We start from the raw sequence: 23,570 nt of genomic DNA, 5'->3' as shown, positions 1-23,570 counted from the left end.
CTTACTCGAAGGCGGTCTGGTTGGTGATGAGCATGCGTTCCCGCGGATCGCGGGCGACACCGGTGAGGCCTTCGGATTCACCCTGGATGACGCGTTCGTGCAGCATCGGCACGGCCGCATCCTTCTCCAGGATGAGCTTCTCGGCGTCCAGGATCGCGGCGCGGCGGTCGTCTCCGGGTTCGGTGGCCGAGGCATCAGCCAGCGCCGCGTCGACCTGCGGGTCGCAGAACTGGGAGATGTTGAACGATCCCTCGCAGGCGAAGTCGGAGTACATGTATGCCACCGGGTCACCGGAGTCGAGGACGGTGGCGCGGGAGAGGATGAAGGCATCGAATGCACCACTGAGCGCGTCGGTTTCGATGAACTGGTATTCGCGCACCACCTGCTCGACCACGAAGCCCTTCGCCTCGAGTTCCTGCTGCAGCAGCACGGCGACCTCGGGAAGTTCGGCGCGGTCGGTGAACGTGGCGAGGGTGATCTTCTTGCCGGTGGCATCGCCCGCCGGGGTCTCGGTGCGCGCCGGACGGTCCGCCGCCCACGGCAGCGCGGGGCCGAGCAGTCCGTTCGCGGCGTCGGCGCGACCCTCGTACACCTGCTCGACCAGACGATCCTTGTCCACCGACTCCCGTGCGGCGGCGCGCATGGCGGGGTCCGCGAACACTCCGGACGACGTGTTCAGGTACAGGGTGTTGGTGCGCGGCATCGGAACCTCGTGCACCAGCGACTGGTCGATGTTGGCGGCCTGCGACACCGGAATCGCCTCCACCACATCGGCGGTGCCGTTACGTAGCGCTGCTGCGCGGGCCGTACCGTCGGGCACGAAGTCGACGTCGATGCCGGCGAGCTTCGCGGGCTCACCCCAGTAGTTCTCGTTGCGGTCCAGCGTGGCGCTGGACGTGCCGTTCACTGCGGTGAGCACGAAAGGTCCGGTGCCGGTTCCGACGGGGTTGCTGCCGCCGGCGGAATAGGCCTCGGGCGCAAGGATGGCGAGCTGCGGGCTCGAGAGGCGTTGCGGCACGAGCGGATCGATGTCCTCGGTCGCCACCTCCACCGTGTCGTCGTCGGTGGCGGTCACCGTCAGCTCGACACCGTCGAGGATGCGCGGCTTCGGCGCGGCGGTAGTGGCAGCAGTCAGTGCGGTGACAACTGCGGCGGAGTCGAGTGGCGCACCGTTGTGGAACCTCACGTCGGGCCGGAGGTCGAAACTCCAGGTCCGGTCGTCGACGCGATTCCAGGCGGTGGCCAGCGCGGGCTCGGTGTCGCCGAGATCATCGAGGGTGACGAGGGTTTCGGCGGTGGACCAGCGCGACAGCTTGAAGGCATCATCGCTGAACTGCGACAGCCCCGATCGTGGTGGTTGCAGCATCGCCACGCGGGCTCGATCTGCGGTGTCGTCGGCGGCACCCGAAGAGAAGCAGCCGGTGAGTGTGAGGGCACCTACCGCTGCCAGGGCGCCGATACGGAACACGTTGGTAGACAACAGAGTGGTGGTCAATGGATCTCCTGTGGTGGTCATGCAAGCCGGGGTACGGCGTCGATCAGGTCTCGGGTGTAGGAGTGCTGTGGTTCGGTGAGAATGCCTCGTACGCTGCCGGTTTCGACGATTCGGCCGTCGTGCATCACCGATACGTCGCTGCAGAGTCGAGCGACTGCAGACAGGTCGTGGCTCACGATCAGCAACGCGCTGGGCAGTCCGGCCAGGACTGCGAGGACCTGCTCACGCAGATCCGGGTCCAGCCCACTGACCGGCTCGTCCGCCAGCAGATACTGCGGTTCACATGCCACCGCGCGCGCGATGGCGACGCGTTGATTCTGACCACCGGACAGTTCCGTCGGTCGGCGTTGCAGATAACGCTCGTCCAGCCCGACAGCGGCGACTGCGGCACCTGCTTTGGCTCGATGATCGCCGTCGACGCCCAGAAGTCGAAGCGGCGTCGCCACCAGATCCAGCACACTGCGGCGTGGATCGAGGCTGGTGGCCGGATCCTGGGGTACGTACTGCACGAGTCTGCGAAACCACCGAAGCGATCGCGCGGAACCCGGACGTACTGTGCGGGCGTCCAATTCGATGGCCCCTTCGGAGGGCACATCCAGCGCCAACAGCATGCGCAGCAACGTCGTCTTCCCCGAACCGGATTCGCCGACCACGGCAATGCGACCGGCCGGTGGCAGCGTGAACGAGACAGCGTCCAGCGCGGTACGAGAAGAGCCGTGCCGTACGTAGGTGCGCGTGATGTCCGTGGCCACCAAGCCCGTCATGGCGCGACCAGCTGACGAAACGGATCGGCGGCGCGAGCCCGATCGAGCATGCGCACCACGAGATCGGATTCGGGCCTGTCGAGAATTGCTGCCGTGGAACCGGATTCGACGACCTTGCCCGAGTCGAGAACCATCAGGTGATCGCACAGCTGCGCGGCGACGGCGATGTCGTGCGTGATCAGCAGCAGCGACGCAACCTCACGGAGAGCGTCGAGCACCCGCGCCTGACTGATCACGTCGAGGGCCGTCGTGGGCTCGTCCGCGATCACCAGCGGACTCTCACGCGCCAATGCGACTGCGATACAGACGCGTTGACGCTGCCCACCGGACAGCTCGAGCGGGTGCGAGGCCAGGATGCGTTCGGTGTCGCGCAGACCCACGCGCTCGAGCAGCGCGGAGGCGTCGGGTGTGCGGAGTTGCTTGCCGACGGTGACCATCGGGTTCAGTGCGGTGGCCGAATCCTGGAAGACCATCGCCGGACGGGCGGGGCGTGGCCGGCGGGGCGTCGGAACTCCGGCGACGCCGTGGCCGTCGACGACGATGCGGCCGGTGCAGGTGATGCCCGGCGGGAGCGCTCCGACCAACGCCGACGCGATCAGCGACTTTCCTGATCCGGACGCGCCGAGCAGGCCCAGGCGTCGGCCGTCGGGAATCTCGAAGGACACGTTCCGGACGATCCGCGCGCGTCCGGCGTCGATGCAGAGGTCATCGACGGCGAGCACGGATTCTCCTGAGGATAGAAATGGGAACGACTTCGACAATCGTTGTCGATAGACGACTGTAGGCGAGTCGGGAGGACGACACAAATTAGGCTGACCGAATGAGCAGGGCGAGGGACGCGCAACGAGCGGCCGTCTACGACGCAGAACAACTGGTTCGCACCATGTTCGATCGCGCCGAGGAGCGGGACCTTCGCATGGTGCAGGTGATGGGTTCGCAGATCACGCTGCCTATCGAGCGCAAGTTTGCCTCCATCGACTCGGTGCAGGCATATGTCGATGCGGTGCTCGCTCTGGATTGGGTTGCCGCAACGTGGCCCGATGCCGGTCGTGTGGTCACCGTCCGAGCCCGATCGGGTTCGGCTGCGGCGCACTACGAATCGGACACCGCCACCATCGCGGTGCCCCTGCATCGGGGCAACAGGGCGTGGGCGTTGCGGGAACTGGTGGTGTTGCACGAGCTCGCGCACCACTTCGCCGACGAGAACGAGGAGCAGCACGGCGGCGCATTCGTCGACCGCTACATCACTCTCGTCGGCGAGATCGTCGGCTCGGAGGCCGGGTTCGTACTGCGCGCGATGATGGCCGAGAGCGGCGTCCGCATCGGCTGATGCCGTTCGGGTGCATCATGGGAGACGCAGCCCACACGACGAGGAGATGTCCATGACCGTCAAGATCGGTGTTCAGCTTCAGCCCCAGCACGCTCCCGACTATCAGTTGATCCGCGACGCGGTGTTGCGCTCGGAGGATGCGGGCGTCGACATCGTCTTCAACTGGGACCACTTCTATCCGCTGTACGGCGACCTCGACGGCGCGCATTTCGAGTGCTGGACGATGCTGGGGGCCTGGGCCGAGCAGACGTCGAACGTCGAGATCGGCGCACTCGTCACCGGCGGCGGTTACCGCAATCCGGACCTGTTGGCCGATATGGCACGCACCGTCGACCACATCAGTGGCGGCCGACTGATCCTCGGCATCGGCGCCGGCTGGAACGAGAAGGACTACGACAACTTCGGGTACGAGTTCGGCACGGCCGGTTCGCGACTGGCCTTGCTGAAAGAGAGCCTCGCCAGAATCCGCCACCGACTGGACGTCGGAAATCCGGCACCGACCCGCGACATCCCGATCCTCATCGGCGGCGGCGGAGAGAAGAAGACCCTGAAGATGGTGGCCGAATACGCGCACATCTGGCACAGCTTCGCCGACCTCGAGGCGCTGAAGCGCAAGTCCGAGATCCTCGCCGAGCACGGCACCACCGTCGGACGCGACGTCTCGGTCATCACCCGCTCGGTCGCGTGGCCGGGAGCGGACACCGCCCAGGACTTCGTCGACGCCGGAGCCACCCTGTTCACCGTCGGCGTCAACGGACCCGAGTACGACCTGGCCGAACTGGGCCAGGCCATCGCGTGGCGGGACGCGCACAAGTAGGGCAGGAGTGGAGCCTGCGGAACGACCAGTTACGCAGGAGTGGAGCCTGCGGAACGACCAGTTACGCAGCCCACTCCAGTTCGCTGAGCGAAACCCTTGCGCGTGGCGCGTTTGGGTGAGTGGGCCCTGGTCCGCTTAGGGTTTTGTACATGGTTGCCGTACGCGCCTCACGCGCGCTCGTGGTTCTCGTTCTCGGACTGTTGATGGCCCTCACGCTCGCCGCGTGTGGCACGTCGAATTCCGATGATCAGGCGGCGGCAGGTCCGACCGACCTGTGCGCCCCTCCCGGAGTCGACAGTGCGTCGTCCACCCCGACGAACTTCGACGCCGCCGCAGCGGCCGCGACGGAGGACAGGTACACGACGGACAATGTCACCCCGCTGGACCGGATCGACACCGCGTCCCTCGGATTGGCGACGCCGGGAGTGCTGACCGTCGGAACCCTGTCCGATGCGCCGCCGAGCATCTGCCTGGACTCGGCCGGTCAGTACACCGGGTACGACAACGAGTTGCTGAAGGCTGTCGCCGAGAAGCTCGGTCTGCAGATCAACTTCTCGGGCACCGAGTTCTCGGGTCTGCTCGCGCAGGTTGCGGGCCGCCGCTTCGACGTCGGGTCGTCCTCGATCACGACGACGGACGAGCGACGCAACACCGTCGGATTCACCAACGGATACGACTTCGGCTACTTCTCCCTCGTGGCCACCACCGGCGGTCCGATCACCAGGTTCGAGGACCTGAACGCAGGCAGCAGGATCGGCGTGGTGCAGGGCACCGTGCAGGACGACTACGTGGTGAACACGCTCGGCCTCGATCCGGTGAAGTTCCCGGACTACAACACCGCGTACGCGAACCTGCGCACCGGGCAGATCGACGCCTGGGTGGCCCCGTCCCAACAGGCGGAAGGCTTGGTCAAGCCGGAAGACGGCACCGCGATCACGCAGAACACGTTCTCGCTGAACAACTTCGTCGGCTGGGCCGTCGCTCGCGACAATCAGCCGCTGATCGACGCGCTGAACTCCGGGCTCGATGCGGTGATCGCCGACGGCACCTGGGCGACCCTGTACTCCGACTGGGTTCCACGCGAGCTGCCCGACGGCTTCAAGCCCGGCAGCAAGGCCGCCCCCGAGCCCGAGCTACCCGACTTCGCTGCCATCGCAGCACAGAACGACGCCGACGCTCCCGAAGCCGTTGCCGTTCAACCCAAATCCACGCTGGCACAGCTGGGGGATACGTTCTTCGACTGGTCGCTGTACAAGTCCGCCATCCCGGACCTGTTCAAGGTGGGCCTGCCCAACACGCTGATTCTGGCGTTGGCGTCGGGCATCATCGGTACGGTCCTGGGCATGTTGCTGGCCCTGGCCGGGCTGTCTCGCACACGCTGGCTGCGCTGGCCGGCGCGCGTCTACACCGACATCTTCCGCGGATTGCCGGCCGTGGTCATCATTCTGATCATCGGACTCGGAATCGGACCGGTGGTGCAGGGGGTGACCGGCGGCAATCCGTACTGGCTCGGTGCCGCGGCACTGTCACTGCTCGCCGCCGCGTACATCGGTGAGATCTTCCGATCCGGCATCCAGAGCGTCGAGGCCGGTCAGATGGAAGCTGCGCGGGCACTGGGCTTCAGCCGTCGCCGGTCGATGAACCTGGTCGTCGTCCCACAGGGTGTCCGACGCGTTCTGCCGGCGCTGATGAACCAGTTCATCTCACTGATCAAGGACTCGTCGCTGATCTACTTCCTCGGACTGCTCGCCACTCAACGCGAGCTGTTCGCAGTCGGTCGAGATCTCAACGCACAGACCGGAAATCTGTCCCCGCTCGTCGCCGCCGGATTGTTCTACCTGGTGCTGACCGTGCCGCTCACCCATCTCGTGAACTACATCGACAAGCGACTGCGCACCGGCAAGGCCGAGCAGACGCTGGACCCGGTCGAGCAGGCCGTCGTCGTGGAAAGAGGCTGACATGACTTCTGTTTCGCTCGTAGGCAAGGACATTCACCTGTCCTTCGGTACCAACAAGGTGCTACGCGGGGTGAGCATCGACGTTCCGGCGGGCACGACGACGACGGTCATCGGACCGTCGGGCTCGGGTAAGTCGACTCTGCTGCGTGCTCTCAATCGACTGCACGAGCCCGAGCAGGGAGACATCCTGCTCGACGGCAAGTCGGTGCTGAAGGACAACCCCGACGAGCTGCGTCAGCGCATCGGCATGGTGTTCCAGCAGTTCAACCTGTTTCCGCACAAGACCGTTGCGGACAACATCGCTCTGGGCCCGCGCAAGCTGCTCGGCCTGTCCAAGGAGGCGGCTCGTGCGGCGGCGATGGATCAGCTCGAGCTGGTGGGACTGACCGACAAGGCGGATTCGCGTCCGGGCAATCTGTCCGGTGGGCAACAGCAACGTGTCGCCATCGCCCGGGCCCTGGCCATGAAGCCCGAGGTGATGTTCTTCGACGAGGCCACCTCCGCTCTGGACCCCGAGTTGGTGAAAGGCGTACTGGCGCTGATGGCCGACCTCGCGAAGGGCGGAATGACCATGGTCGTGGTGACCCACGAAATGGGCTTCGCGCGATCGGTGTCCAACAGGGTGCTGTTCATGGACCACGGCAGCGCCGTCGAAACCGGAACGCCGGAGCAGTTGTTCGACGATCCGCACACCGATCGGCTGAAAACGTTTCTGTCGCAGGTGCTGTAGCGAGTGTCGGTCAGCCCGGTACCCGGTACAGACGCCAATCCGGTTGATCTGCACCGTCGTTCGGAACTTCGAGAACGAGTGGATACAGGTCGGCTCCGTTGTCGTAGATCGTCGGATATCGCCGGTTGACCGCGTCGGACACTCCGCGGCCCTCGTTGGGCACCGTCAGCAGATACTGCACGCCCGCCGATGCCGGGTTGTTGAGGATCTCGGTGAAGTCCAGGTCGGACGGAACCACGAACCGCTTCGGGTGTTCCGACGCTGCCACGACGGCGAACCCGTAGACGGTGTCGAGGAGGATCGAGCCCTCGGGTAGGTTCTGGCCGTCGAGGTACGACGCCAGTCGACGTTCGGTGGAGAAGGAATCGATGACTCGACGGGCCGCGATCGCCTGGGGATCGTCGGCTCGGGGATTCTCGTCGAGGAGACTGCCGAGGGCGTATTGCTGACTGGACAGACCCGGCTGCACCATCGCCCACCCCGTCACAGGAAGAGCCAGCGCACAGACCGTCATTGCCACCGCCGCGGCGGCAGGACGCAGCGGCGCGAGCACCGGGCGGTGCCGCCGGTAGGCCCCTGCGCGCCGGGTCGGCCGTTCTCCGGAAGCCGGAAACAGTTGCACCACAACGACTGCGGCCAATGGAACGGCGCAAATGAAGAATCGCAGGAAGCCGAACGTCGAACCGGTGATGTAGCTTGCGGCCTGGAATCCGAGCACCCCACCGAAAAGCAGTGGTGCCACCAGGAATTCGAGGTCTCGGCGACGCAGCGCCAGCATCGCGGCCAGCGGTAGCGTCACCAGCAACGCCGGTCCCAGCACGACGACGGCACCGAGCGAGAACAGGCCGGTGCCGATCAGGTCACCGCTGGGCCCGCCGGACTGCGTCAGAATTGCGGCGTTTCCGTAGCTCGAGGACAGCTGGGCGAGCGCCTCACCGGTGATCAGCCAGCTCGTGCTGATCCACACCAGAAACACTGCCGTGCCGGGCCCTGCCACGAGTACTGCGTCCAGAATTGCTCTGCGGCGCATGCTTTTCCAATACAGCCGGCCCTGACGAAGAGCCGTCACGACCGCCACCAGGACCGCGGCCAGAGCTATCGGGACGACGCCCTCGTAGCGAGCGAGGAAGGCGAGAGCCAATGCGACGCCTGCCAACAGGAGATCGTGAACGTCGTCGGTGTTCATCCATCGAATCAACCGTCGTACAGCCCAGCAGAGGAAGAACAGGAAGCCTGCCTCGCTCATGCCGTTGGCTCCGTAGAAGACGATCATCGGGTTGATCGCGAAGACGACGGTGACCAGGAGGCTGTATCGGCCGGGGAGTCCGCGGTCTCGGCAGATCCCGTGGATCATCACCACTGCACCGGCCATGAACACCGCCGACACCGCGATGCCCGAGATGTTCCACCGGGTGATCGCCGGCCACCACGATGCGAAGGCGACCATGGGCAACTGTGCGAGGGCCGTCAACGGCGTGAAGATGAAGCCGATGGCCGACACGTGCGGATCGCGGCTGAGCAGCACCGCCTGCGCGGCCGAGGTTCGCGACAATGCGTCGCCGAGGAGATAGCCGAAACGCATGCTCAGAGTCAGCCCCACCGCCAGGTAGCCCGCCAGCGCGCTGCCGAACACGATCCAGGGGGTGCGCCGATTCACGTGTTCTGCTCTTCGCCGACCGGCGGCGGCGCGGCGGGGCCGGACAGGCCGTGGAACGTCTTCTCCCAGTACGACGGATTGCGAACCAGCTGCCAACACCCCTTGATGGCGGCCACGCTCATCATCACCCAGTACAGGGGCATCGTGAGGCTGGGAACGAGCAGGTACGCGTTGTCGCTCTCTCGGCTCGCGATGAGGTACATGTACACCGTGGCGATGTTGCCCACCACCAGAGACAGCAACGAGAAGTAGTAGATGTACGGCGGAAAGAGCTCGGCCACCAATGCCGGCTGGCCGAGAATCCATGCCGCCGTGGTGAACCAGAAGACCATGTTGATGCATGCGGTGATCGGTGTTCCCGCGAGCAACAAGGTGAAGCGGTAGGTGCCGACCGGGCCGAGGGCACGAACCGTGGCGACCGGTCTGCGCATGTGCACCAGCCACGTCTGCAGATAGCCCTTGTACCAACGAGAGCGCTGGCGAACCCAGTTGATCGGATCGCTGTTGGCCTCTTCGAGAGTGGTGGAGTCCAGCACCGCCGTCGAGTAGCCCGAGGCCGCGATGCGCACACCGAGATCGGCGTCCTCGGTGACGTTGAAGCCGTCCCAGGCCCCCACCTCGTCGATGACATCGCGGCGCAGATGATTGGATGTTCCGCCGAGGGGAATCGGCGAGGTGCTGGCCATCAGACCGGGCAGCAGATACCCGAACCACAGTGCGTAGTCCGCGGTGAACCACCCGGTCAGCAGATTCTGAGAACCGTTGTGGAAAGCCAACTTCGCCTGCACGCACGCGACGGTGTCGGGCAGCCGCTCGAAAGCAGCGACGACGCGACGCAGTTGCAGTCGCTCGGGCAGATCCTCGGCATCGAAGATCGTCACGATCGTCCCGGTGGCGAAATGCAATCCGTAGTTGCATGCTTTCGGCTTGGTGCGAGGGTCGCCTGCGGGGACCAGGACCACGTCCACCGAATCGCTGACGCCGCTGCGCGCGGCCGCCTCGATGGTGACCTCGTCGTCCTCTTCGAGCAGCAACAGAACCTGCAGCTTGTCGGCGGGATAGTCGAGTCCGGTCATCGCCGCGATGAGGTCACCCACCACCTCCGGCTCGTCGTACGCCGGAACCAGAATGGTGTAGTACGGCAGCCGATCATCGGGAACGGCTCGGGCTTCCTCGTCGGTCACCGTGACGATCGCCGACGCGTCCAGACCACGGGAGAACAGCAGTAGGCGGTCGATCATCGCCAGCAGATACCCGATGGTGCAGACGACCGTGACCGCGAGCAGCGTTCCGACCGGGGCGAACACTCCACAGGCGAGGAGCGACAGCGCAGCCCCGATCGCCGTGTACTTCTGCCAGGGAACGAACGCAATTGCGGCCGACGCCAGCGGATTTCGATCGGCCAACCCGTTGATCGCGTCGTAGAGCGCAGCTGCTCGGAACTCTTCGGTTTCCGTTCCGACACGCGGGGGCGTCGGTCGTCTCTCCATGGGAGTTGTGGTCACAGCGGCGCACCGTCCGCCAGGGCCCACTGCTGGCGAACGAGTCCGGTGCCGAAGGTCGTCAACAGCTCACGATCCTTGTACTCCGGATCGTCGTCGATGGAGATGGCGTTGCCTCGCAGCAAGGTGCCGATCGCCGTACCGAGATTCGATGCCATCGACGGCATCGGTTGCGGGAACGCGGCGTCGAGGTCGTGATTGTCGACGCTGATGACGGTCACACGTTGGAACACATCGCCTCGCTGCCACTGGAACACGAGCTTGGTCCAGGTGAGCAGCAGTGCGTCGCTGACCGAGGTGTACAGCGCACCCGTCACCCCGCGTCCGAGATCGACGGTCAGGGGTTGGCTCGTGCGCGTGTTGGTCAAGCGATACAGGGTGCTCTCCGGATAGACGGCCAGACTGGCCCGATTGGTCGTCGACAGAACGTCGACCACCACGGTCCGTGGTCTCGACCGCAGGTCCCAGGCGGAATTGCCCTCGTCGGCGCGCATCGTCTGCCGAGTCAGAGTGGCTCGAGTTCCGAAGAACGCACGGACCCAATCGAATTGCTCGATGTCGATCTCGCTGAAACCGACCGGCGGAACCAAGGGAACAGATGCCGCACCAGGTGGTCCCGCCGGTGCCGCCACGGGGGTGCGGTCGGGTAGGGGAACGAGAGCCAGGACCGCTGCCGCCACGATCGCGACGACGATCGAGCTCGGCGACCATTTCGCCGTCGGGACAGCGAGGCGGCGCGGCCGACGCTCGTCGAATCGGCCGCGACGAGCAGCGAGATAGAAGGCGCTTCCGGTGACTGCTGCCGCGCCGACGGTCGGGACGAGCTGCAGCCAGACGATGTCGATCTGTGGCCACACCGTCAACATCGCTGCTGCAACTGCCAATCCGGACGCGACGGTGCAGACGAACCCGAGCCATCCGCGCCGCCTGGTGCGGCCGACGGCGATGGCACCGGCTATTCCCGCCAAGAGCACCATTACCGCCGCGTAAGCGAAACGGCCTCCGCCCAAACCGATGGCGACCAACCGGTAGCCCAGCGGACTCAACGCGAGCAGCAACAGCCAGACGGACCAGAACCGACCCACCGGCCGCAGTCCGAACATCAGGATCGCGCCACCGAAGAAGAATGCCAGCGCTGCAAGGACATCCAGGTGCGCAAGCTCGTACTGGTCGGCGTAGCGCGGCAGCCACAGCGCCTTGATCGCGATGGACACCAACAAGCCGATACCGCCGACGATGTTGTCGGTCTGCCGGTCGTGAATGGGCAACTCGTCTGCCCTACGCCGCGCTACCCCCTGCGCCGCAACGACAGCGAGCAGGGGCAACACGAAGATGTACGCGGTGATGGCACCGTCGGACGCCTCCTGCGCCAGCCGCACCCAGGTGGGAAGGAACGCGAGAACGACACAGGCGAGAAGGACCACCCAGCGCACGACCAGGATGCCGAGCGGACGCCGTGCTCGCCACCGAGGCGGCGCGGTCGGCTCCGCGCCCGTGTTCGGGGCGATGTCCACTGTCATGTCGAGTCGCTCATGTCGAGTCGCTGTGCCGGCTCGGCTCGGTCGTCGACCGGCGCGCTCGAAGCGCAAGCACGAGTGCGCCCACGCCTGCGACTGCGAGGACCGCAAGACCGACTCCCACGACCAGCACCGTCGTTCGGTCGGTTGTGTTCTCGGGTGCCGCTACGGTGTCGTCCGCACCGGACAGTGCCGCGCTCGACAGGGAGATCGGTTCGGTGTTCTGCGCGGCGAACACGATGTCGCCGTCGAGCGCGAACCACCGAGCCGGGTCGTCGTCGAGCCAGGACAGCATCGCGTCGAATCGGTCCGGAGCCGAGTTCCAGGATCCGACGAGAACTGCGTTGTCCTGCACCGACGTCACCTGCACCGTCGCGAAGGGCTCGTCGGTGTCGACCGTCAATTCGACGGCACCGCCGGCGGACTCCGGATCTGCGACCCGAAATGTCGTCTCGTCGATCGACGACAGCGGCAGCGTCACCGTGTCCGGCAATTCCGAGACCGGCGCGATCACGAGCGCGGGGGCGCTACCGTCGAGCGCCTGCTCCATCGACACGACCTCCGGGAGGAGGGGCAGACTCGACAGACGCTGCAGTCCGGTTGCCATCGTGACCGCTCGGACGACTCCCGCGTAGGACTCGTCGGCCATCGCGATCTCGAACTGCGGCATCAGCGCCTGCGGCATCGATCGCAGGCCGAGCGGGACCGGTGTCGTGGAATCCGACGACCGCACCAGAGTCGAACCGTCCACGGTCACACTCGTATCGGCGGCCGCGGAGCAACCACCGCCACCCGTGGTCGACGGATGGTCGACGGAAATGTCGAGTGTCTCGACGCGGGACAGTGCCGAATTCGGAACGTCGATCCAACGATCGAGCCGACCGGTGTCGTCGGCCTCCCACACTGCGAGCGGTGACCCGTTCACCGTGGCCCGCACCGATCCTGCGCCCGGTGTGTAGCTGCCGATCAGGTGCACGGACAGGTTCGATGCAGATCGGCCGAGCCGGGTCTGATCGATCGTGATCGACGCGGTCGCCGTGGCACCGCCCGAACCGGTCACCGTGCCGATGCCGAGGTCGTCGAGCGTGATCGATTCGGGCGGAAGTTGCGCTGTTGCCGACGATGGTCCTGCCGAAGCAGCCGTGGAGACTGCGATGTCGGAGAGATCACTGGTGATGAGGCGGGCCTGATCGGTCAGATCCGATCCGGTACCGGTGAGGTACATCCGTGGTGGAGCCTGGTCGACGGGGTAGATCAGTTCCACACCGGCGTCGGAGTTCTTCGCCAATACGACCGACCTCTCGAACGGTCCGTCCGGTGCCGCCCCTGCCAGCTCACTGTCCGGCCGCACGGCCACCCGGACCGGCTGCGCCCCGTAGTGGTGGATCACCGAGGTTGCCACAATCGTTGCGGCGGTGATGGTTTCGCGATCCCCGTCCGATGGAACGAACAGCGTCAGCGTCGTCAGCACTACCGGCAGAAAGTCCGCAATGGTCCCAGGCACCGCCGGTTGCCCCTGGTAGGCCACGGTCGCGTCGATCAATCGGACCGCATCGGACGCAGGATCGGGGCAGTATCGATCGTCGGGAATGAGGGACGGGATCAGATCGAGGGCGATTGCTCCGTCGACCGTCGGCACCGCAGCCAGTGGAATCGACACCGCGGTGGTCGGTGCGGTGTTGTCGAGTGTGAGGCGGGTGATCGGCCGACCGTCCGATTCGACGTCGACCCACCCCCGGTCGAGCCAGGCAGGCACCGTCAACACTGCATCGAGCATCGAGGGCACCGAGCCTGCAGGGGACGGCACGGTCAGTCTGGTGGTCTGTCCGGTCGAGTCCACGGTGGTGGACCGACCCAGTCCCAATTCGCCGAAGGTGAAGCGGTCCACATAATCCTGTTGCTCTCCATCGATCGGCTGCGCCGATACGAACGGGGCCGTAAGCAGAAACGTAGTTGCGACGAGAACTGCCGTCGATGCAACGTATGCGATTCGCATTGGGGGATTTCCAGCTTTCGCATAATGAAACGGAAACCCGAACTGTACTGCGTATTCCCGATCTTCGGTACATCGGAAAGTCGTGCATTTACCCATCTGGATCGAAATGCAGCCAGAAACATACTGGGCGACACGAAAGTTCGACTCAATGAGCGGCTCGGCCCGGTGGAATCGAATTCCGACACAACGGTGCTCGTCGAATTGTACGAATACGGTGATATTTCCGTCCAGGGGCCGTCGAATTCACGATTTTAGAAATTCGCGCAGCAGACATCTAGCATTACACCGATGCGGATCGTTTCGATGTTTTCACGGTGCGCAGTGGGCGCAGCAATAGTGCTGTCCCTCGCGCTGAGTACCGGTGTGCCCGACGCGGCAGCAGCCCCCGGGTCCGGTGCCCGCGTCACGGCAAGCGCCGACGGTCTCGCACTCGACGGAAATCCTTGGTGGCCGACCGGATTCAACGCCTATCAGCTTGCCACCGATTGGTCGGCCAACGCAGGCTGTGGAGCGATGGTGGACCTGAACGGCTACTTCGGTGCCCTGCCTCCACATTCCCTCACGCGGTTCAACGCATTCCAGGCGCTGGCGATCAACCGATTCACCGGCGCACTCGACTTTCGCCCGATGGACGCGGTCTTCGCGGCGGCCGAGGCGCACGGACAACTGGTCGTCCCGGTTCTCTCGCCCCAGGACGGGGCCTGCGAAGGAAACGTCTTCAAAGGCAGGCAGTGGTACATCGATGGATGGACGACGCCCCCTGCCGTCGCCGACACGAATGCGGTCACGAGCTTCGAGCAGTGGATGCTCACCGCTGTGAACCGGTGGAAGGATTCGCCCGCGCTGGCGGCATGGGAATTGGTCGGCGAACCGGAAACCAGCTCGTGCACCGACGCGGCGTGCTCGTGGACCACCCGGACATGCACCGCCGACGCCGCCCAGGTTCTGCGCTCCTTCTTCGACACCGCGGGGCAGCAGCTCCGCACTGTCGATCCCCGCACCCTGATCACCGCCGGTCTCACCGGCGGCGGACAGTGCGGTAGCCAGGGTGACGAGTACGAGTACCTCGCCCAGTCGTCGTTCGTCGATGTGCTGCAGTACCACGACTACGGATTCGACGGTGTGCCGTTGCCCGGAGATCAGTGGAACGGGCTGCAGCGGCGGATCACCCAGAGCGCTGCGGTGGGCAAACCCCTCCTGGTCGGGGAGATCGGCCAACTCGCCGGTTCCTGTGGCGATATCGGCTCTCGCGCAACGAGTATCGCCACCAAGATCGACGGCCAACGCGCCGCAGGCACAGCCGGAGCTCTGCTGTGGGCCTTCGTACCCGACCCGCGGCCGGGCGAGTGCACCTACGACATCGGACCCGGCGATCCGCTGTGGCAGACGATCGGACGTTAGGGCATCCTCGTTGTCCGCGACTTCACCTGAGCGTTCCTTTACTTTCGCTTTTGGGTGACAGCGTGCCGTGACATGAAGCCACTACCCTTGTTCGCGGTTCACGACGGAAGCTCCAAGCGGTCAGCATTGACGTGCAAGTACAAGTGCGGGGATGCGTGTTTCCACGAGGTTCCCAACACGTCGAAGGGTCAGTACTTCGGCGACATCGTCAAGACCGCCATGTCGCGGCGCGGTGTGATCAAGGGCGGTGCCATGGCGGTGCTCGCCGTGGGTGCCGGTAGCGCTCTCGCGGCGTGCTCGACCGATGAGCCCGCCACCACCGGAAGCGGAACCTCGAGCACGTCGGGTGCCGACACCCCGCCCGTCGACGGTGTGGATTTCGTTGCGGTCGAACCGAACACCGAGGACGCCGTCGTGATCCCCGAGGGCCACGAGCAGGCCGTCGTGATCCGCTGGGGCGATCCGGTGGTCGAGGGCGCTCCGGCATTCGACTTCGACAACCAGACCGCGGCCGCCCAGGCGATGCAGTTCGGCTTCAACAACGACTTCGCCGGTCTGCTGCCGGTGGAGGGCACCCCCAACGCGTTCCTGCTGGTCGTCAATCACGAGTACTCCACCGAGCCTGCGATGTTCAAGGGCTACGACGAAGAGAACCCGACGCGCGAGCAGTTCGAGATCGCGTTGGCCGCACACGGCCTGAGCGTGGTTCAGGTTCAGGGCGAGGGTAACTCGGGCAAGCTCACCCCTGCGATGGGCCGGTACAACCGACGCATCACCGGCACGACGGAGTTCGTCGTCACCGGCCCCGCCGCGGGCAGCGACCTCCTCAAGACGAGCGTCGATCCGACGGGTACCCGCGTGCTCGGCACGTTCAACAACTGCTCGGGTGGCCTGACGCCCTGGGGCACTGTGCTTTCCGGCGAAGAGAACTTCAACCAGTACTTCGGCAACGCCGAGTCGGTCACCGAGACCGCGGCCGCGGAGCGACTCGCCCGCTACGGCATCGAGGGTGCCGCCAGCGACCGCAAGTGGGAGACCTTCGACAAGCGTTTCGACATCGCGCAGGAGCCCAACGAGCCCCACCGATTCGGGTACGTCGTCGAGGTGAACCCGTGGGATCCGCAGTCGGCTCCGATCAAGCACACCGCGCTGGGACGCTTCAAGCACGAGGCCGCCACCATCTACGTCACCGACGACGGCACCGTCGTCGCCTACAGCGGTGACGACGAGCGCTTCGACTACATGTACAAGTTCGTCTCGAGCCGAAAGATGATGCCCGGCACCGGCGCAGCGGCGATGCGCAACAACATGACACTGCTGGACGCGGGCACGCTGTACGTCGCCACCCTCACCGGTGACTCCCCGGACGCGATCGACGGCTCCGGCAGTCTCCCCCCGAGCGGCGAGTTCAAGGGCACCGGAACGTGGGTCCCGCTGCTCGAGACCGGCGAGGACGGCCGCGGCACGTCGCTCGTCGACGGTATGTCCGCCGAGGAGGTCGCAGTGTTCACCCGCTTGGCAGGCGACAAGGTGGGCGCGACCAAGATGGACCGCCCCGAGGACTTCGAGCCCAACCCGGTGACCGGCAAGGTCTACGTTGCGCTGACGAACAACTCGAACCGCGGCACCGAGGGCAAGGCCGCGGCGGATACGGCCAATCCTCGCAACACCAACAAGAACGGCCAGGTACTCGAGCTCGACGACGACCACGCGGGTACGTCTTTCACCTGGAACCTGCTGCTGGTGTGCGGTGACCCGAACGAGGCCGACACGTACTTCGGCGGCTTCGACAAGAGCCAGGTCAGCCCCATCTCCTGCCCCGACAACCTCGCGTTCGACGCCAAGGGCAACCTGTGGGTCTCCACCGACGGAAACGCACTCGACTCCAACGACGGCCTGTTCGCCGTGGTACTCGACGGCCCCCGCCGCGGAGAGACCCGCCAGTTCCTGACCGTTCCCGCTGGAGGCGAGACCTGCGGCCCGATCATCTCCGACGAGCGGGTCGTGGTGTGCGTGCAGCACCCCGGCGAAAGCGACGACGCCACCGCCGACGCGCCGATCTCGCATTGGCCCGACGGCGGCGACACCCAGCCGCGGCCCTCCGTCGTCGCCGTGTGGAAGTCGGCGTAGTAGCGGTACACGTCAGCGCCGGATCGCCGCGAGGTCATGGACCTTCGCGGCGATCACGGCGTGGTGGGGTCGACTACCAGCGAGCCAATGTCCTCAACGATTCCGATGTGCCCGCGTAGTGGTTGATGTCGGTACGCCCGTCGATTCCGGGAATCGTGCCGCGGTCGGTGAACTGCCAGAACAACCAGTCAGTCCAGCCGCCGGGCAGCGGCCCCAGCTCGTCGCCGTAGTCGGCGATCCACAGCGGATAGTTGTTGAACTCGTGGGTGTCGGCCATCGCCGTCCGCCAGAAGTTGGGATAGGTGTAGATGATCGGCTGACGTCCGGTCAGCGTCTGGACGGTATCGAGATACCGGTGCGTCCAGTCGATCACCTCGGCCGGCGACCTACCCTTGGCATCTTCGAGGTCGAGCACCGGCGGCAGATCGCCTGGACCGTTGATGCCCAACACCAGTGCCGAGTAGTACGCGCCCTGCAGCTCGGGTGACAACGTCACATCGGCGTAGTGGTACGCCCCGCGCGCCACGTTTGCCGTGCGCATGACGATGGAGTCCTCGACGAAGTACGGGTTGACGTAATCCAGCCCCTCGGTGGCCTTGACCATCGCGAAGCCGTGGCCCGCAGCCTCGACGGCATGCCAATCGATCGCGGTGCCGTCGATGTGTTGCCACGACGAGACGTCCGGACCCTGCGGAACAGCGGACGCGATCCCGGGCGCAGAGCAGGCGATGACGCCGACCGAGAACAATCCGAACAGGGCACGCACCGTGCGGGAGAAGACCACCCGGGTGAGGTTAGGGGCCCGGACCTGGGCACTCAATGGTGAACAGTCACTAATGCGTTCTGTCCACAGACGTGATTGAGTCGTCGGTGATGAGACGTGGGTAACACTCACGCTGCCGATGGCGACATACCCAGAGTCGGCACGAACAAACAAGTCCAATGGAAACACGAACTACATCTCTTGGCTCGGAGGCGCACCCATGACTGTCGTGAACGATCTCTCGCATCTGGCTCTCACGGAGCTCGACCCGTCCGACTACGCGGTGCCGACAATCGCACCGATCCGAACCACCGGACACCTCGACCCCGTCTTCTGCATCCACCCCTTGGTGGGTCTCGTCGATTGCTACGCGGGCCTGACCGCTCACGTGGACGACGACCGCCCCATCTACGGCGTCCAGGTACCCGCGTCCGGTGAGCGCGCCGAATCCCTCGCGGCACTGGCTGCGCGGTACGCCGACGACATCGTTCGCATCCAGACCGACGGCACCGTCCACCTCCTCGGCATGTCGTTCGGTGGAGTTCTCGCTCACGCCATCGCCGTCGAACTGCAGAATCGGAACGTCACGGTCGGCGCACTGACGCTGCTCGACAGCGACCCTGTCCGGGCCCGCGCCGAGGGTGCCGATCTCCTCGCCGCCATGGGTGACGAGATCGATCGCAGCCATGTCGAAGAATTGCTCGCCGTCGCCTCGCACAACGACGAACTCGTTCAGCGCCACCTGCCCGGCATCTACTTCGGCGACATCCTGGCCGTCTCGTCCCTGGGGACCGACTCCGGTTCCGCGTGGCATCCCTTCGTCTGCGGCACCGTCGCCAAGTACCTCGTGCCCGACGCCACCTCGTTCGACGTCGTCGGCCCGTTGGTCGACAGCTACCTCAGCTGATCTCGCTCTACCCCAGCCAATCCAGCACGGCCGCGGCCGTCCACGATTGCTGCATGCTGCCGAGCGGCTTGCCGGTGAACGGCTCGTAGTACTCGGCGAAGCTGCCGTCGCTGGCCTGGCGCAGGCCTTCGTCGCGCAACGACAGTGACCGCTCGGACCACCCACGACGCGCGAATGCCCACGAGAACAGCCACGTCATCACCGGCCACACCGGCCCGCGCCAGTACTCACGGGCACGGAAGTCCTTCGAGACCGGCGACGTCGACGGCGGAACCGCGTAGCGCAGATCCGGGTGCCCGCAGAATCTCGTGCCCTCGAAGATCCGAAGCAGATTGCGTTCCTGCTCGCGGGGCAGGCCGCCACACAGCAACGGCGCGAACATCGCGATGGTCTCGGTGCCGATCCACTGGCCCGTCCGCAGATCGAAGTCGCGGGCCCCGCCGGAGCGCGCGTCCGTCGTCGCAATCACTCCCTTGCGGAACTTCTCCCCCCACGACCGCAGCTCCCGAACATCGGAGTGCGGACGCGAATGGTCCTCGCCGATGGTCGCGAGCACATCGCAGGCCACCGCGAAGATGGCGCTGACGAACACATCCTCGACGGCGAAGCTCATCTTCGTCTTCAATGCGTCGTCGTCGTACCCGACCTGCTTCATCTCCTCCACGAGCCAGATGTAGCGGTCGTACTCGAGATTGCTGGGCCGCTGGGAGGCGTCGCTGATGACCGCCTTGTCCTCCCGGAAGTATGGATCCATTTCTCCCGGAACCACATTCGCGTAGGCCGAGTCCCACCGCGGCGAGTTGTCCATCCCCGACTCCCAGCCGTGGAAAACCGCGATTCTTCCGTTGTCGTCGACATCGCGGGCCTGGGCGAGCCAGCGGTGCCACCGCACCAGATCACCCCAGCGGCGATCGAGAAACTCCTCGGCGACGGCACGCGTCGTGCGTCCGTGGCGCTTGGAGTGATCCAGGATGCGCTGCACCGCGATCGCGTGGACCGGGGGTTGCGTGATGCCCGAGGTCTGCGGGCTCATCGGTGCGTGCGACGCGAGCGTGCCGGTGGCCCACCGCGCCGGCCCGGGGAAGTAGCCGTCGACACCGTTGGCGAACACGATGTGCGGGATCATCCCGTTCTTCCACTGCGCGGAGAGCAAGGTGTCCATCTCCACCACGGCCCGCTCCACGCTCAGCGGAGCCAGTCCGACGGAGACGAATGCCGCATCCCAGCTCCACATGTGCGGATACAGCCGCGGAGCCGCACTGGTCATGGTGCCCAGGTCGTTGCCCCTGAGCAGATATGCCGCGCGCGCTGCCAGCTGCGTGGAAGTGAAACCTCGATCGCCCATGCAGACAGTTTGCGTGCACAGGCGACATTCCGCTCGTTTGAAATTGCGGACCGAACCTGTCCTCGATCGCTCCTACTGTGAACATCACCAACCACCAGGAGGAACAATGACCACCGAGAACACCGACATCGTGAAGATGCTCGACGAACAACGCGCCAATTTTCACATCACCGTCCGCGGAATCACCGAGGAACAGGCGCGCACCCGCACCACCACGAGCGAGCTGACCCTCGGTGGGCTGCTGCATCACGTGATCAGCAACGAACGGCACTGGATGAAGGTGATCGCCGACCTGGACGAGAACGCGGAATTCGACATGGCCAGCGCCGGCGGCGAGTACGTCATGGCCGAGAACGAAACCGTCGCGGGGTTGATCGCCGAATGGGAAGAGGTTGCGCGTTCCACCTCGGCTGCGCTCGAGACGTTGGACCTCGACCTGTCGGTCCCGGTGCCGACGGCACCATGGGCACCCGAACGCATCTGGCAGAGCGCACGATTCACGGTGCTTCACATTCTGCGCGAGATCTCCCAGCACGCGGGACATGCGGACATCATTCGTGAAGAACTCGACGGAGCGAACACCACCCGGACCTGGGCAGCCGAAGCCGGTATGAGCTTTTGAGTAACCTGCTTTCATGACTCGTACTGCGTTGGTGACCGGAGCAAGCCGTGGCCTCGGGGCCCATATCGCCCGACTTCTCGCGCCGGATCACCACGTACTGCTCGGCGGACGATCGGCCGAATCTCTCGAGCCGATCGCGTCGGAACTGGCAGGAGCTACCCCGTGGCCGGTGGAACTGACCGATCCCGACGCGGTTGCGGCGGCCGCGTCGGGCATCGATTCTCTGGATGTGTTGGTGCACAACGCCGGAGTCGCGGCGCTGGGGACGGTCGAGGAGTCGACTGCCGATGACTGGCGGCGGCAGTACGAGGTGAACGTGATCGCCGTCGTCGAGCTGACTCGTTTGCTTCTTCCTGCACTACGAAAGGCGAACGGCCATGTGGTGCTGATCAATTCGGGTGCGGGTATTCGTGCGAACCCCGGTTGGGGCGGCTACGCGGCGAGCAAGTTCGCGCTCCGGGCCTTCGGAGATGCACTGCGACAGGAGGAACCGTCGCTACGCGTGACGTCGGTGCATCCCGGACGCATCGACACCGAGATGCAGCAGGAGATCGTCGCGCACGAGGGTGGGGAATACGACGGCTCGAAGTTCCTGCAGCCCAGCACCGTTGCCCGTGCAGTACGCAACGCCATCGATACTCCTGCCGACGCACATCCCACCGAAGTGGTGCTGCGCACCAGGTGAGCGAAAGTCCCCTCGGTCGTTGCGCACACTCCACTCCGGCCTCGTAGCAGGGGTCGAGTTTCCGCTCACAGCGCTCAGAGGTCGTCGAGTTTCACTATGCCGTCTTGCAGGGCCCTGGCGACGAGTGCCGCCTTGGTCGGTGCTGCCCGACCGACGCGGGAGTATTTGTCTCGAATTCGTGTCAGGTGGGTGTTGACGGTTCCCAGGGCGATGTGGAGGCGCGCACCGACTTCGACTTTGGAGTCGCAGTCCAACCAGACCTTCAGGACTGCAACTTCACGCTCGGTCAGTCCGGGTGACGCGTACGTCGGCGTTGGCCGTCGGCCATGGACTCGCCCCGATGCAAGAGTGGAACGGGTGACGGGCGGCCTCGGGCCGAGAGGGTTACGCACTGTCCCGGGCACTGCGACGCGCGTCTGGACTTGGGGTCGACGATCGATCAACACCATCGGGTCCTCCTCGAGATACCGGCCTTGAGGCCGATGAGTATCGGACCACGGCCCGCGAACCCCCTGCAACACAAACCAATTCGAGAACAACATCGATTCGAGTGTTTCGACTACACAGACATGTAGTTAGAACTAAACACTGCGAGCTCGGTCACTCGATTGCTATGGTTCGTGATCCATTCAGGTGCTGTGAAGTCCAGTGAAGGCGGTCGACGTTGAACCCCAGGCCCGTCCCGCGTGAACAATTTCTCCACGCCGGATACCGGCTCCTGAACGACGTGGACATGACCGGCCTCGCCCGTTCGCTGTCCATCTCGGCGGTGGTCGACGGTGCTGGGCTGTCGCATCAAACGTTCCACAACACCTACCCAGGCAACTCCCGCAGTGGAGGTTCCGGCGGCAAAGAAGCGTTCGTGGCGGATCTTCTCGAAAACCTCACCGTGAATTACACCGGCACGACGCCCATCGACCCGCCTGCCGGGCTGCGAGACGCGGCCGCACCGATGTCCGCCCTGTTCGAGGACCTGACCTCCGGCCTGATGCGTCGGCGCCTGGTCGCCACCCTGCTCGCCAGCGACCACGACGGGGCACGCAAAGCCGTCACCCCCGAATTCGAGCGCCTGAATGCCGACCTGCGCACCATGGTGGGTCAGGCCATCCAAGCTCAGGGCGGGTCCGTGCGTCGGCCGCTGTCGTTGACGTCCCTGTCCACTGCCCTGGGCGCACTTCTCGACGGCTACGCTCTTCGCGAGATGCTCACGCCCGGTTCCGTTGCCACGAGCGAGGTAGCCGAGGCAGTCACCTCGATCCTGCGTTGGGCCGTCGACCCAGTGCATTCCGATCGGAACTCGACCGAACCCGACCCCGTCGGCGCGCTCGACGATGCCGCCTCCCTCCGCCCCGACCTGGAGGCCGACGTCATCGCGGCCACGGAAGCGCTCTTCCTCGACAACGGATACTTCCTGGTGACGCTCGCCGACATCGCCGCAGCAGCAAAGATTCGAGTCGAGGATCTCCGACGCCTGTTTCCCAGCAAGGTAGACATCATCGTCGCCGCACTGAAACCCGAGTTCGATCGCGTCCTACGACTGCGCCGAGCCGACGAACGCCTCGGCATCGAGCCCGCAATCGCTCTGCAGCGCACGTTGATTGCGGTGGGCGAGTTCGTGATCGACAACCGCGCGATGAGCACAGGGATGCTCCTCGCGCTCAGCTTCGAGCAGTTCCAACAGCCGAGCACGATCACGACCGTGATGGAGAACCTGTACCTACCTGCCGCCGTCGTCCCCATCCTCGAACGCGGTCGCGAAACCGGCGTTTTCAGCGACGAGGCACCGACGATCGAGGCGGCAGTCATGCTGACCAACAACGTTCTCTTCCGATGCTTGACGCGGCCGAACGAATCGGCAACCGACGTTGCCGACGGCGTTCTCCGACTACTCATGCCCGGCATCTCGACCAGGACGCCCTGACGTCACCCGGCCCCAGGGTTCGTCTCAGGT

The 23,570-nt window shown here is 65.2% G+C and carries 20 protein-coding genes; 10 read left to right on the top strand and 10 right to left on the bottom strand.

Features of this window, described 5'->3' with window-relative positions:
* Nucleotide 1: 1 nt before the first annotated feature.
* The 3 genes from AB0362_RS17325 to AB0362_RS17315 are packed head-to-tail and all read right to left on the bottom strand — an operon-like array spanning nt 2 to nt 2,981.
* Nucleotides 2–1,516 (bottom strand): ABC transporter substrate-binding protein, encoded by a 1,515-nt coding sequence (locus tag AB0362_RS17325; protein WP_317549113.1) that lies wholly within the window; start codon nt 1,514–1,516, stop codon nt 2–4.
* A complete protein-coding gene (locus AB0362_RS17320; RefSeq protein ID WP_317549112.1) occupies nt 1,513–2,259 on the bottom strand; it encodes an ABC transporter ATP-binding protein in 747 nt (248 codons plus the stop codon). The genes AB0362_RS17325 and AB0362_RS17320 overlap by 4 nt, the downstream gene beginning before the upstream one ends.
* Nucleotides 2,256–2,981, bottom strand: coding sequence for an ATP-binding cassette domain-containing protein (locus AB0362_RS17315; protein ID WP_317549111.1), 726 nt, complete (start codon nt 2,979–2,981; stop codon nt 2,256–2,258). The genes AB0362_RS17320 and AB0362_RS17315 overlap by 4 nt, the downstream gene beginning before the upstream one ends.
* 98 nt (nt 2,982–3,079) lie before the next feature.
* On the opposite strand from AB0362_RS17315, the gene AB0362_RS17310 reads away from it, so the two are divergent.
* From AB0362_RS17310 to AB0362_RS17295, 4 genes are all read left to right on the top strand, one after another.
* The gene (locus AB0362_RS17310) at nt 3,080–3,589 is read left to right on the top strand and encodes a TIGR04338 family metallohydrolase (protein WP_317549110.1); all 510 of its coding nucleotides are present in this window, start codon (nt 3,080–3,082) and stop codon (nt 3,587–3,589) included.
* A 46-nt stretch (nt 3,590–3,635) separates the two neighbouring features.
* Nucleotides 3,636–4,406 (top strand): LLM class F420-dependent oxidoreductase, encoded by a 771-nt coding sequence (locus tag AB0362_RS17305; RefSeq protein ID WP_269596245.1) that lies wholly within the window; start codon nt 3,636–3,638, stop codon nt 4,404–4,406.
* Between the two features lie 149 nt (nt 4,407–4,555).
* Nucleotides 4,556–6,364, top strand: coding sequence for an ABC transporter substrate-binding protein/permease (locus AB0362_RS17300; protein ID WP_094687327.1), 1,809 nt, complete (start codon nt 4,556–4,558; stop codon nt 6,362–6,364).
* 1 nt (nt 6,365) lies between these two features.
* On the top strand, nt 6,366–7,094 hold the full coding sequence (locus AB0362_RS17295; protein ID WP_068047565.1) for an amino acid ABC transporter ATP-binding protein: 729 nt from the start codon (nt 6,366–6,368) through the stop codon (nt 7,092–7,094).
* A gap of 10 nt (nt 7,095–7,104) precedes the next feature.
* Here AB0362_RS17295 and AB0362_RS17290 read toward each other — a convergent pair whose 3' ends face one another.
* The 4 genes from AB0362_RS17290 to AB0362_RS17275 are packed head-to-tail and all read right to left on the bottom strand — an operon-like array spanning nt 7,105 to nt 13,766.
* Nucleotides 7,105–8,751, bottom strand: a complete 1,647-nt coding sequence (locus AB0362_RS17290) for a glycosyltransferase family 39 protein (protein WP_317549109.1) — start codon at nt 8,749–8,751, stop codon at nt 7,105–7,107.
* Nucleotides 8,748–10,241: a glycosyltransferase gene (locus AB0362_RS17285; protein ID WP_317549247.1), complete on the bottom strand. Its 1,494-nt coding sequence runs from the start codon at nt 10,239–10,241 to the stop codon at nt 8,748–8,750. Before AB0362_RS17285 ends, AB0362_RS17290 begins: the two co-directional genes overlap by 4 nt.
* Before the next feature lie 11 nt (nt 10,242–10,252).
* A complete protein-coding gene (locus AB0362_RS17280) occupies nt 10,253–11,773 on the bottom strand; it encodes a hypothetical protein (protein ID WP_317549108.1) in 1,521 nt (506 codons plus the stop codon).
* A 10-nt stretch (nt 11,774–11,783) separates the two neighbouring features.
* The gene (locus AB0362_RS17275; protein WP_317549107.1) at nt 11,784–13,766 is read right to left on the bottom strand and encodes a hypothetical protein; all 1,983 of its coding nucleotides are present in this window, start codon (nt 13,764–13,766) and stop codon (nt 11,784–11,786) included.
* A 288-nt stretch (nt 13,767–14,054) separates the two neighbouring features.
* Between AB0362_RS17275 and AB0362_RS17270 the strand changes: the two genes are divergently transcribed.
* Nucleotides 14,055–15,167 (top strand): beta-mannosidase, encoded by a 1,113-nt coding sequence (locus AB0362_RS17270; RefSeq protein ID WP_317549106.1) that lies wholly within the window; start codon nt 14,055–14,057, stop codon nt 15,165–15,167.
* Between the two features lie 72 nt (nt 15,168–15,239).
* Nucleotides 15,240–17,297: a PhoX family phosphatase gene (locus AB0362_RS17265; RefSeq protein ID WP_317549105.1), complete on the top strand. Its 2,058-nt coding sequence runs from the start codon at nt 15,240–15,242 to the stop codon at nt 17,295–17,297.
* 73 nt (nt 17,298–17,370) lie between these two features.
* Here AB0362_RS17265 and AB0362_RS17260 read toward each other — a convergent pair whose 3' ends face one another.
* Complete coding sequence (locus tag AB0362_RS17260) at nt 17,371–18,045, bottom strand: glycoside hydrolase family 25 protein (protein ID WP_262498630.1); 675 nt, start codon at nt 18,043–18,045, stop codon at nt 17,371–17,373.
* A 235-nt stretch (nt 18,046–18,280) separates the two neighbouring features.
* Here AB0362_RS17260 and AB0362_RS17255 point away from each other — a divergent pair, with 235 nt between their 5' ends.
* The gene (locus AB0362_RS17255) at nt 18,281–18,967 is read left to right on the top strand and encodes a thioesterase domain-containing protein (RefSeq protein WP_317549104.1); all 687 of its coding nucleotides are present in this window, start codon (nt 18,281–18,283) and stop codon (nt 18,965–18,967) included.
* A gap of 7 nt (nt 18,968–18,974) precedes the next feature.
* Here the strand turns inward: AB0362_RS17255 and AB0362_RS17250 are convergent, their stop codons facing one another.
* A complete protein-coding gene (locus AB0362_RS17250) occupies nt 18,975–20,312 on the bottom strand; it encodes an amylo-alpha-1,6-glucosidase (RefSeq protein WP_149408122.1) in 1,338 nt (445 codons plus the stop codon).
* Between the two features lie 106 nt (nt 20,313–20,418).
* On the opposite strand from AB0362_RS17250, the gene AB0362_RS17245 reads away from it, so the two are divergent.
* Together AB0362_RS17245 and AB0362_RS17240 are read left to right on the top strand one after the other, a co-directional pair.
* Nucleotides 20,419–20,934 (top strand): DinB family protein, encoded by a 516-nt coding sequence (locus AB0362_RS17245; protein ID WP_317549103.1) that lies wholly within the window; start codon nt 20,419–20,421, stop codon nt 20,932–20,934.
* Nucleotides 20,935–20,947: 13 nt separating this feature from the next.
* The gene (locus AB0362_RS17240) at nt 20,948–21,619 is read left to right on the top strand and encodes an SDR family oxidoreductase (protein WP_317549102.1); all 672 of its coding nucleotides are present in this window, start codon (nt 20,948–20,950) and stop codon (nt 21,617–21,619) included.
* A gap of 74 nt (nt 21,620–21,693) precedes the next feature.
* Here AB0362_RS17240 and AB0362_RS17235 read toward each other — a convergent pair whose 3' ends face one another.
* Nucleotides 21,694–22,068, bottom strand: coding sequence for a LuxR C-terminal-related transcriptional regulator (locus AB0362_RS17235; protein WP_317549101.1), 375 nt, complete (start codon nt 22,066–22,068; stop codon nt 21,694–21,696).
* Between the two features lie 284 nt (nt 22,069–22,352).
* Here AB0362_RS17235 and AB0362_RS17230 point away from each other — a divergent pair, with 284 nt between their 5' ends.
* On the top strand, nt 22,353–23,540 hold the full coding sequence (locus tag AB0362_RS17230; RefSeq protein ID WP_317549100.1) for a TetR/AcrR family transcriptional regulator: 1,188 nt from the start codon (nt 22,353–22,355) through the stop codon (nt 23,538–23,540).
* Nucleotides 23,541–23,570 lie beyond the last annotated feature (30 nt).

The organism is Rhodococcus sp. NPDC079359 (assembly GCF_040702585.1).
GTDB lineage: Bacteria > Actinomycetota > Actinomycetes > Mycobacteriales > Mycobacteriaceae > Rhodococcoides.
This window is presented reverse-complemented; position numbering and strand designations above follow the sequence as displayed.

Coding starts and splice junctions, on each gene's coding strand:
- AB0362_RS17325 (WP_317549113.1), bottom strand. CDS start 1,516: ATGACCACCACAGGAGATCCATTGACCACCACTCTGTTGTCTACCAAC.
- AB0362_RS17320 (WP_317549112.1), bottom strand. CDS start 2,259: ATGACGGGCTTGGTGGCCACGGACATCACGCGCACCTACGTACGGCAC.
- AB0362_RS17310 (WP_317549110.1), top strand. CDS start 3,080: ATGAGCAGGGCGAGGGACGCGCAACGAGCGGCCGTCTACGACGCAGAA.
- AB0362_RS17305 (WP_269596245.1), top strand. CDS start 3,636: ATGTCCATGACCGTCAAGATCGGTGTTCAGCTTCAGCCCCAGCACGCT.
- AB0362_RS17300 (WP_094687327.1), top strand. CDS start 4,556: ATGGTTGCCGTACGCGCCTCACGCGCGCTCGTGGTTCTCGTTCTCGGA.
- AB0362_RS17295 (WP_068047565.1), top strand. CDS start 6,366: ATGACTTCTGTTTCGCTCGTAGGCAAGGACATTCACCTGTCCTTCGGT.
- AB0362_RS17285 (WP_317549247.1), bottom strand. CDS start 10,241: ATGGAGAGACGACCGACGCCCCCGCGTGTCGGAACGGAAACCGAAGAG.
- AB0362_RS17280 (WP_317549108.1), bottom strand. CDS start 11,773: ATGACAGTGGACATCGCCCCGAACACGGGCGCGGAGCCGACCGCGCCG.
- AB0362_RS17275 (WP_317549107.1), bottom strand. CDS start 13,766: ATGCGAATCGCATACGTTGCATCGACGGCAGTTCTCGTCGCAACTACG.
- AB0362_RS17270 (WP_317549106.1), top strand. CDS start 14,055: ATGCGGATCGTTTCGATGTTTTCACGGTGCGCAGTGGGCGCAGCAATA.
- AB0362_RS17265 (WP_317549105.1), top strand. CDS start 15,240: ATGAAGCCACTACCCTTGTTCGCGGTTCACGACGGAAGCTCCAAGCGG.
- AB0362_RS17255 (WP_317549104.1), top strand. CDS start 18,281: ATGACTGTCGTGAACGATCTCTCGCATCTGGCTCTCACGGAGCTCGAC.
- AB0362_RS17250 (WP_149408122.1), bottom strand. CDS start 20,312: ATGGGCGATCGAGGTTTCACTTCCACGCAGCTGGCAGCGCGCGCGGCA.
- AB0362_RS17245 (WP_317549103.1), top strand. CDS start 20,419: ATGACCACCGAGAACACCGACATCGTGAAGATGCTCGACGAACAACGC.
- AB0362_RS17240 (WP_317549102.1), top strand. CDS start 20,948: ATGACTCGTACTGCGTTGGTGACCGGAGCAAGCCGTGGCCTCGGGGCC.
- AB0362_RS17235 (WP_317549101.1), bottom strand. CDS start 22,068: ATGGTGTTGATCGATCGTCGACCCCAAGTCCAGACGCGCGTCGCAGTG.
- AB0362_RS17230 (WP_317549100.1), top strand. CDS start 22,353: ATGACCGGCCTCGCCCGTTCGCTGTCCATCTCGGCGGTGGTCGACGGT.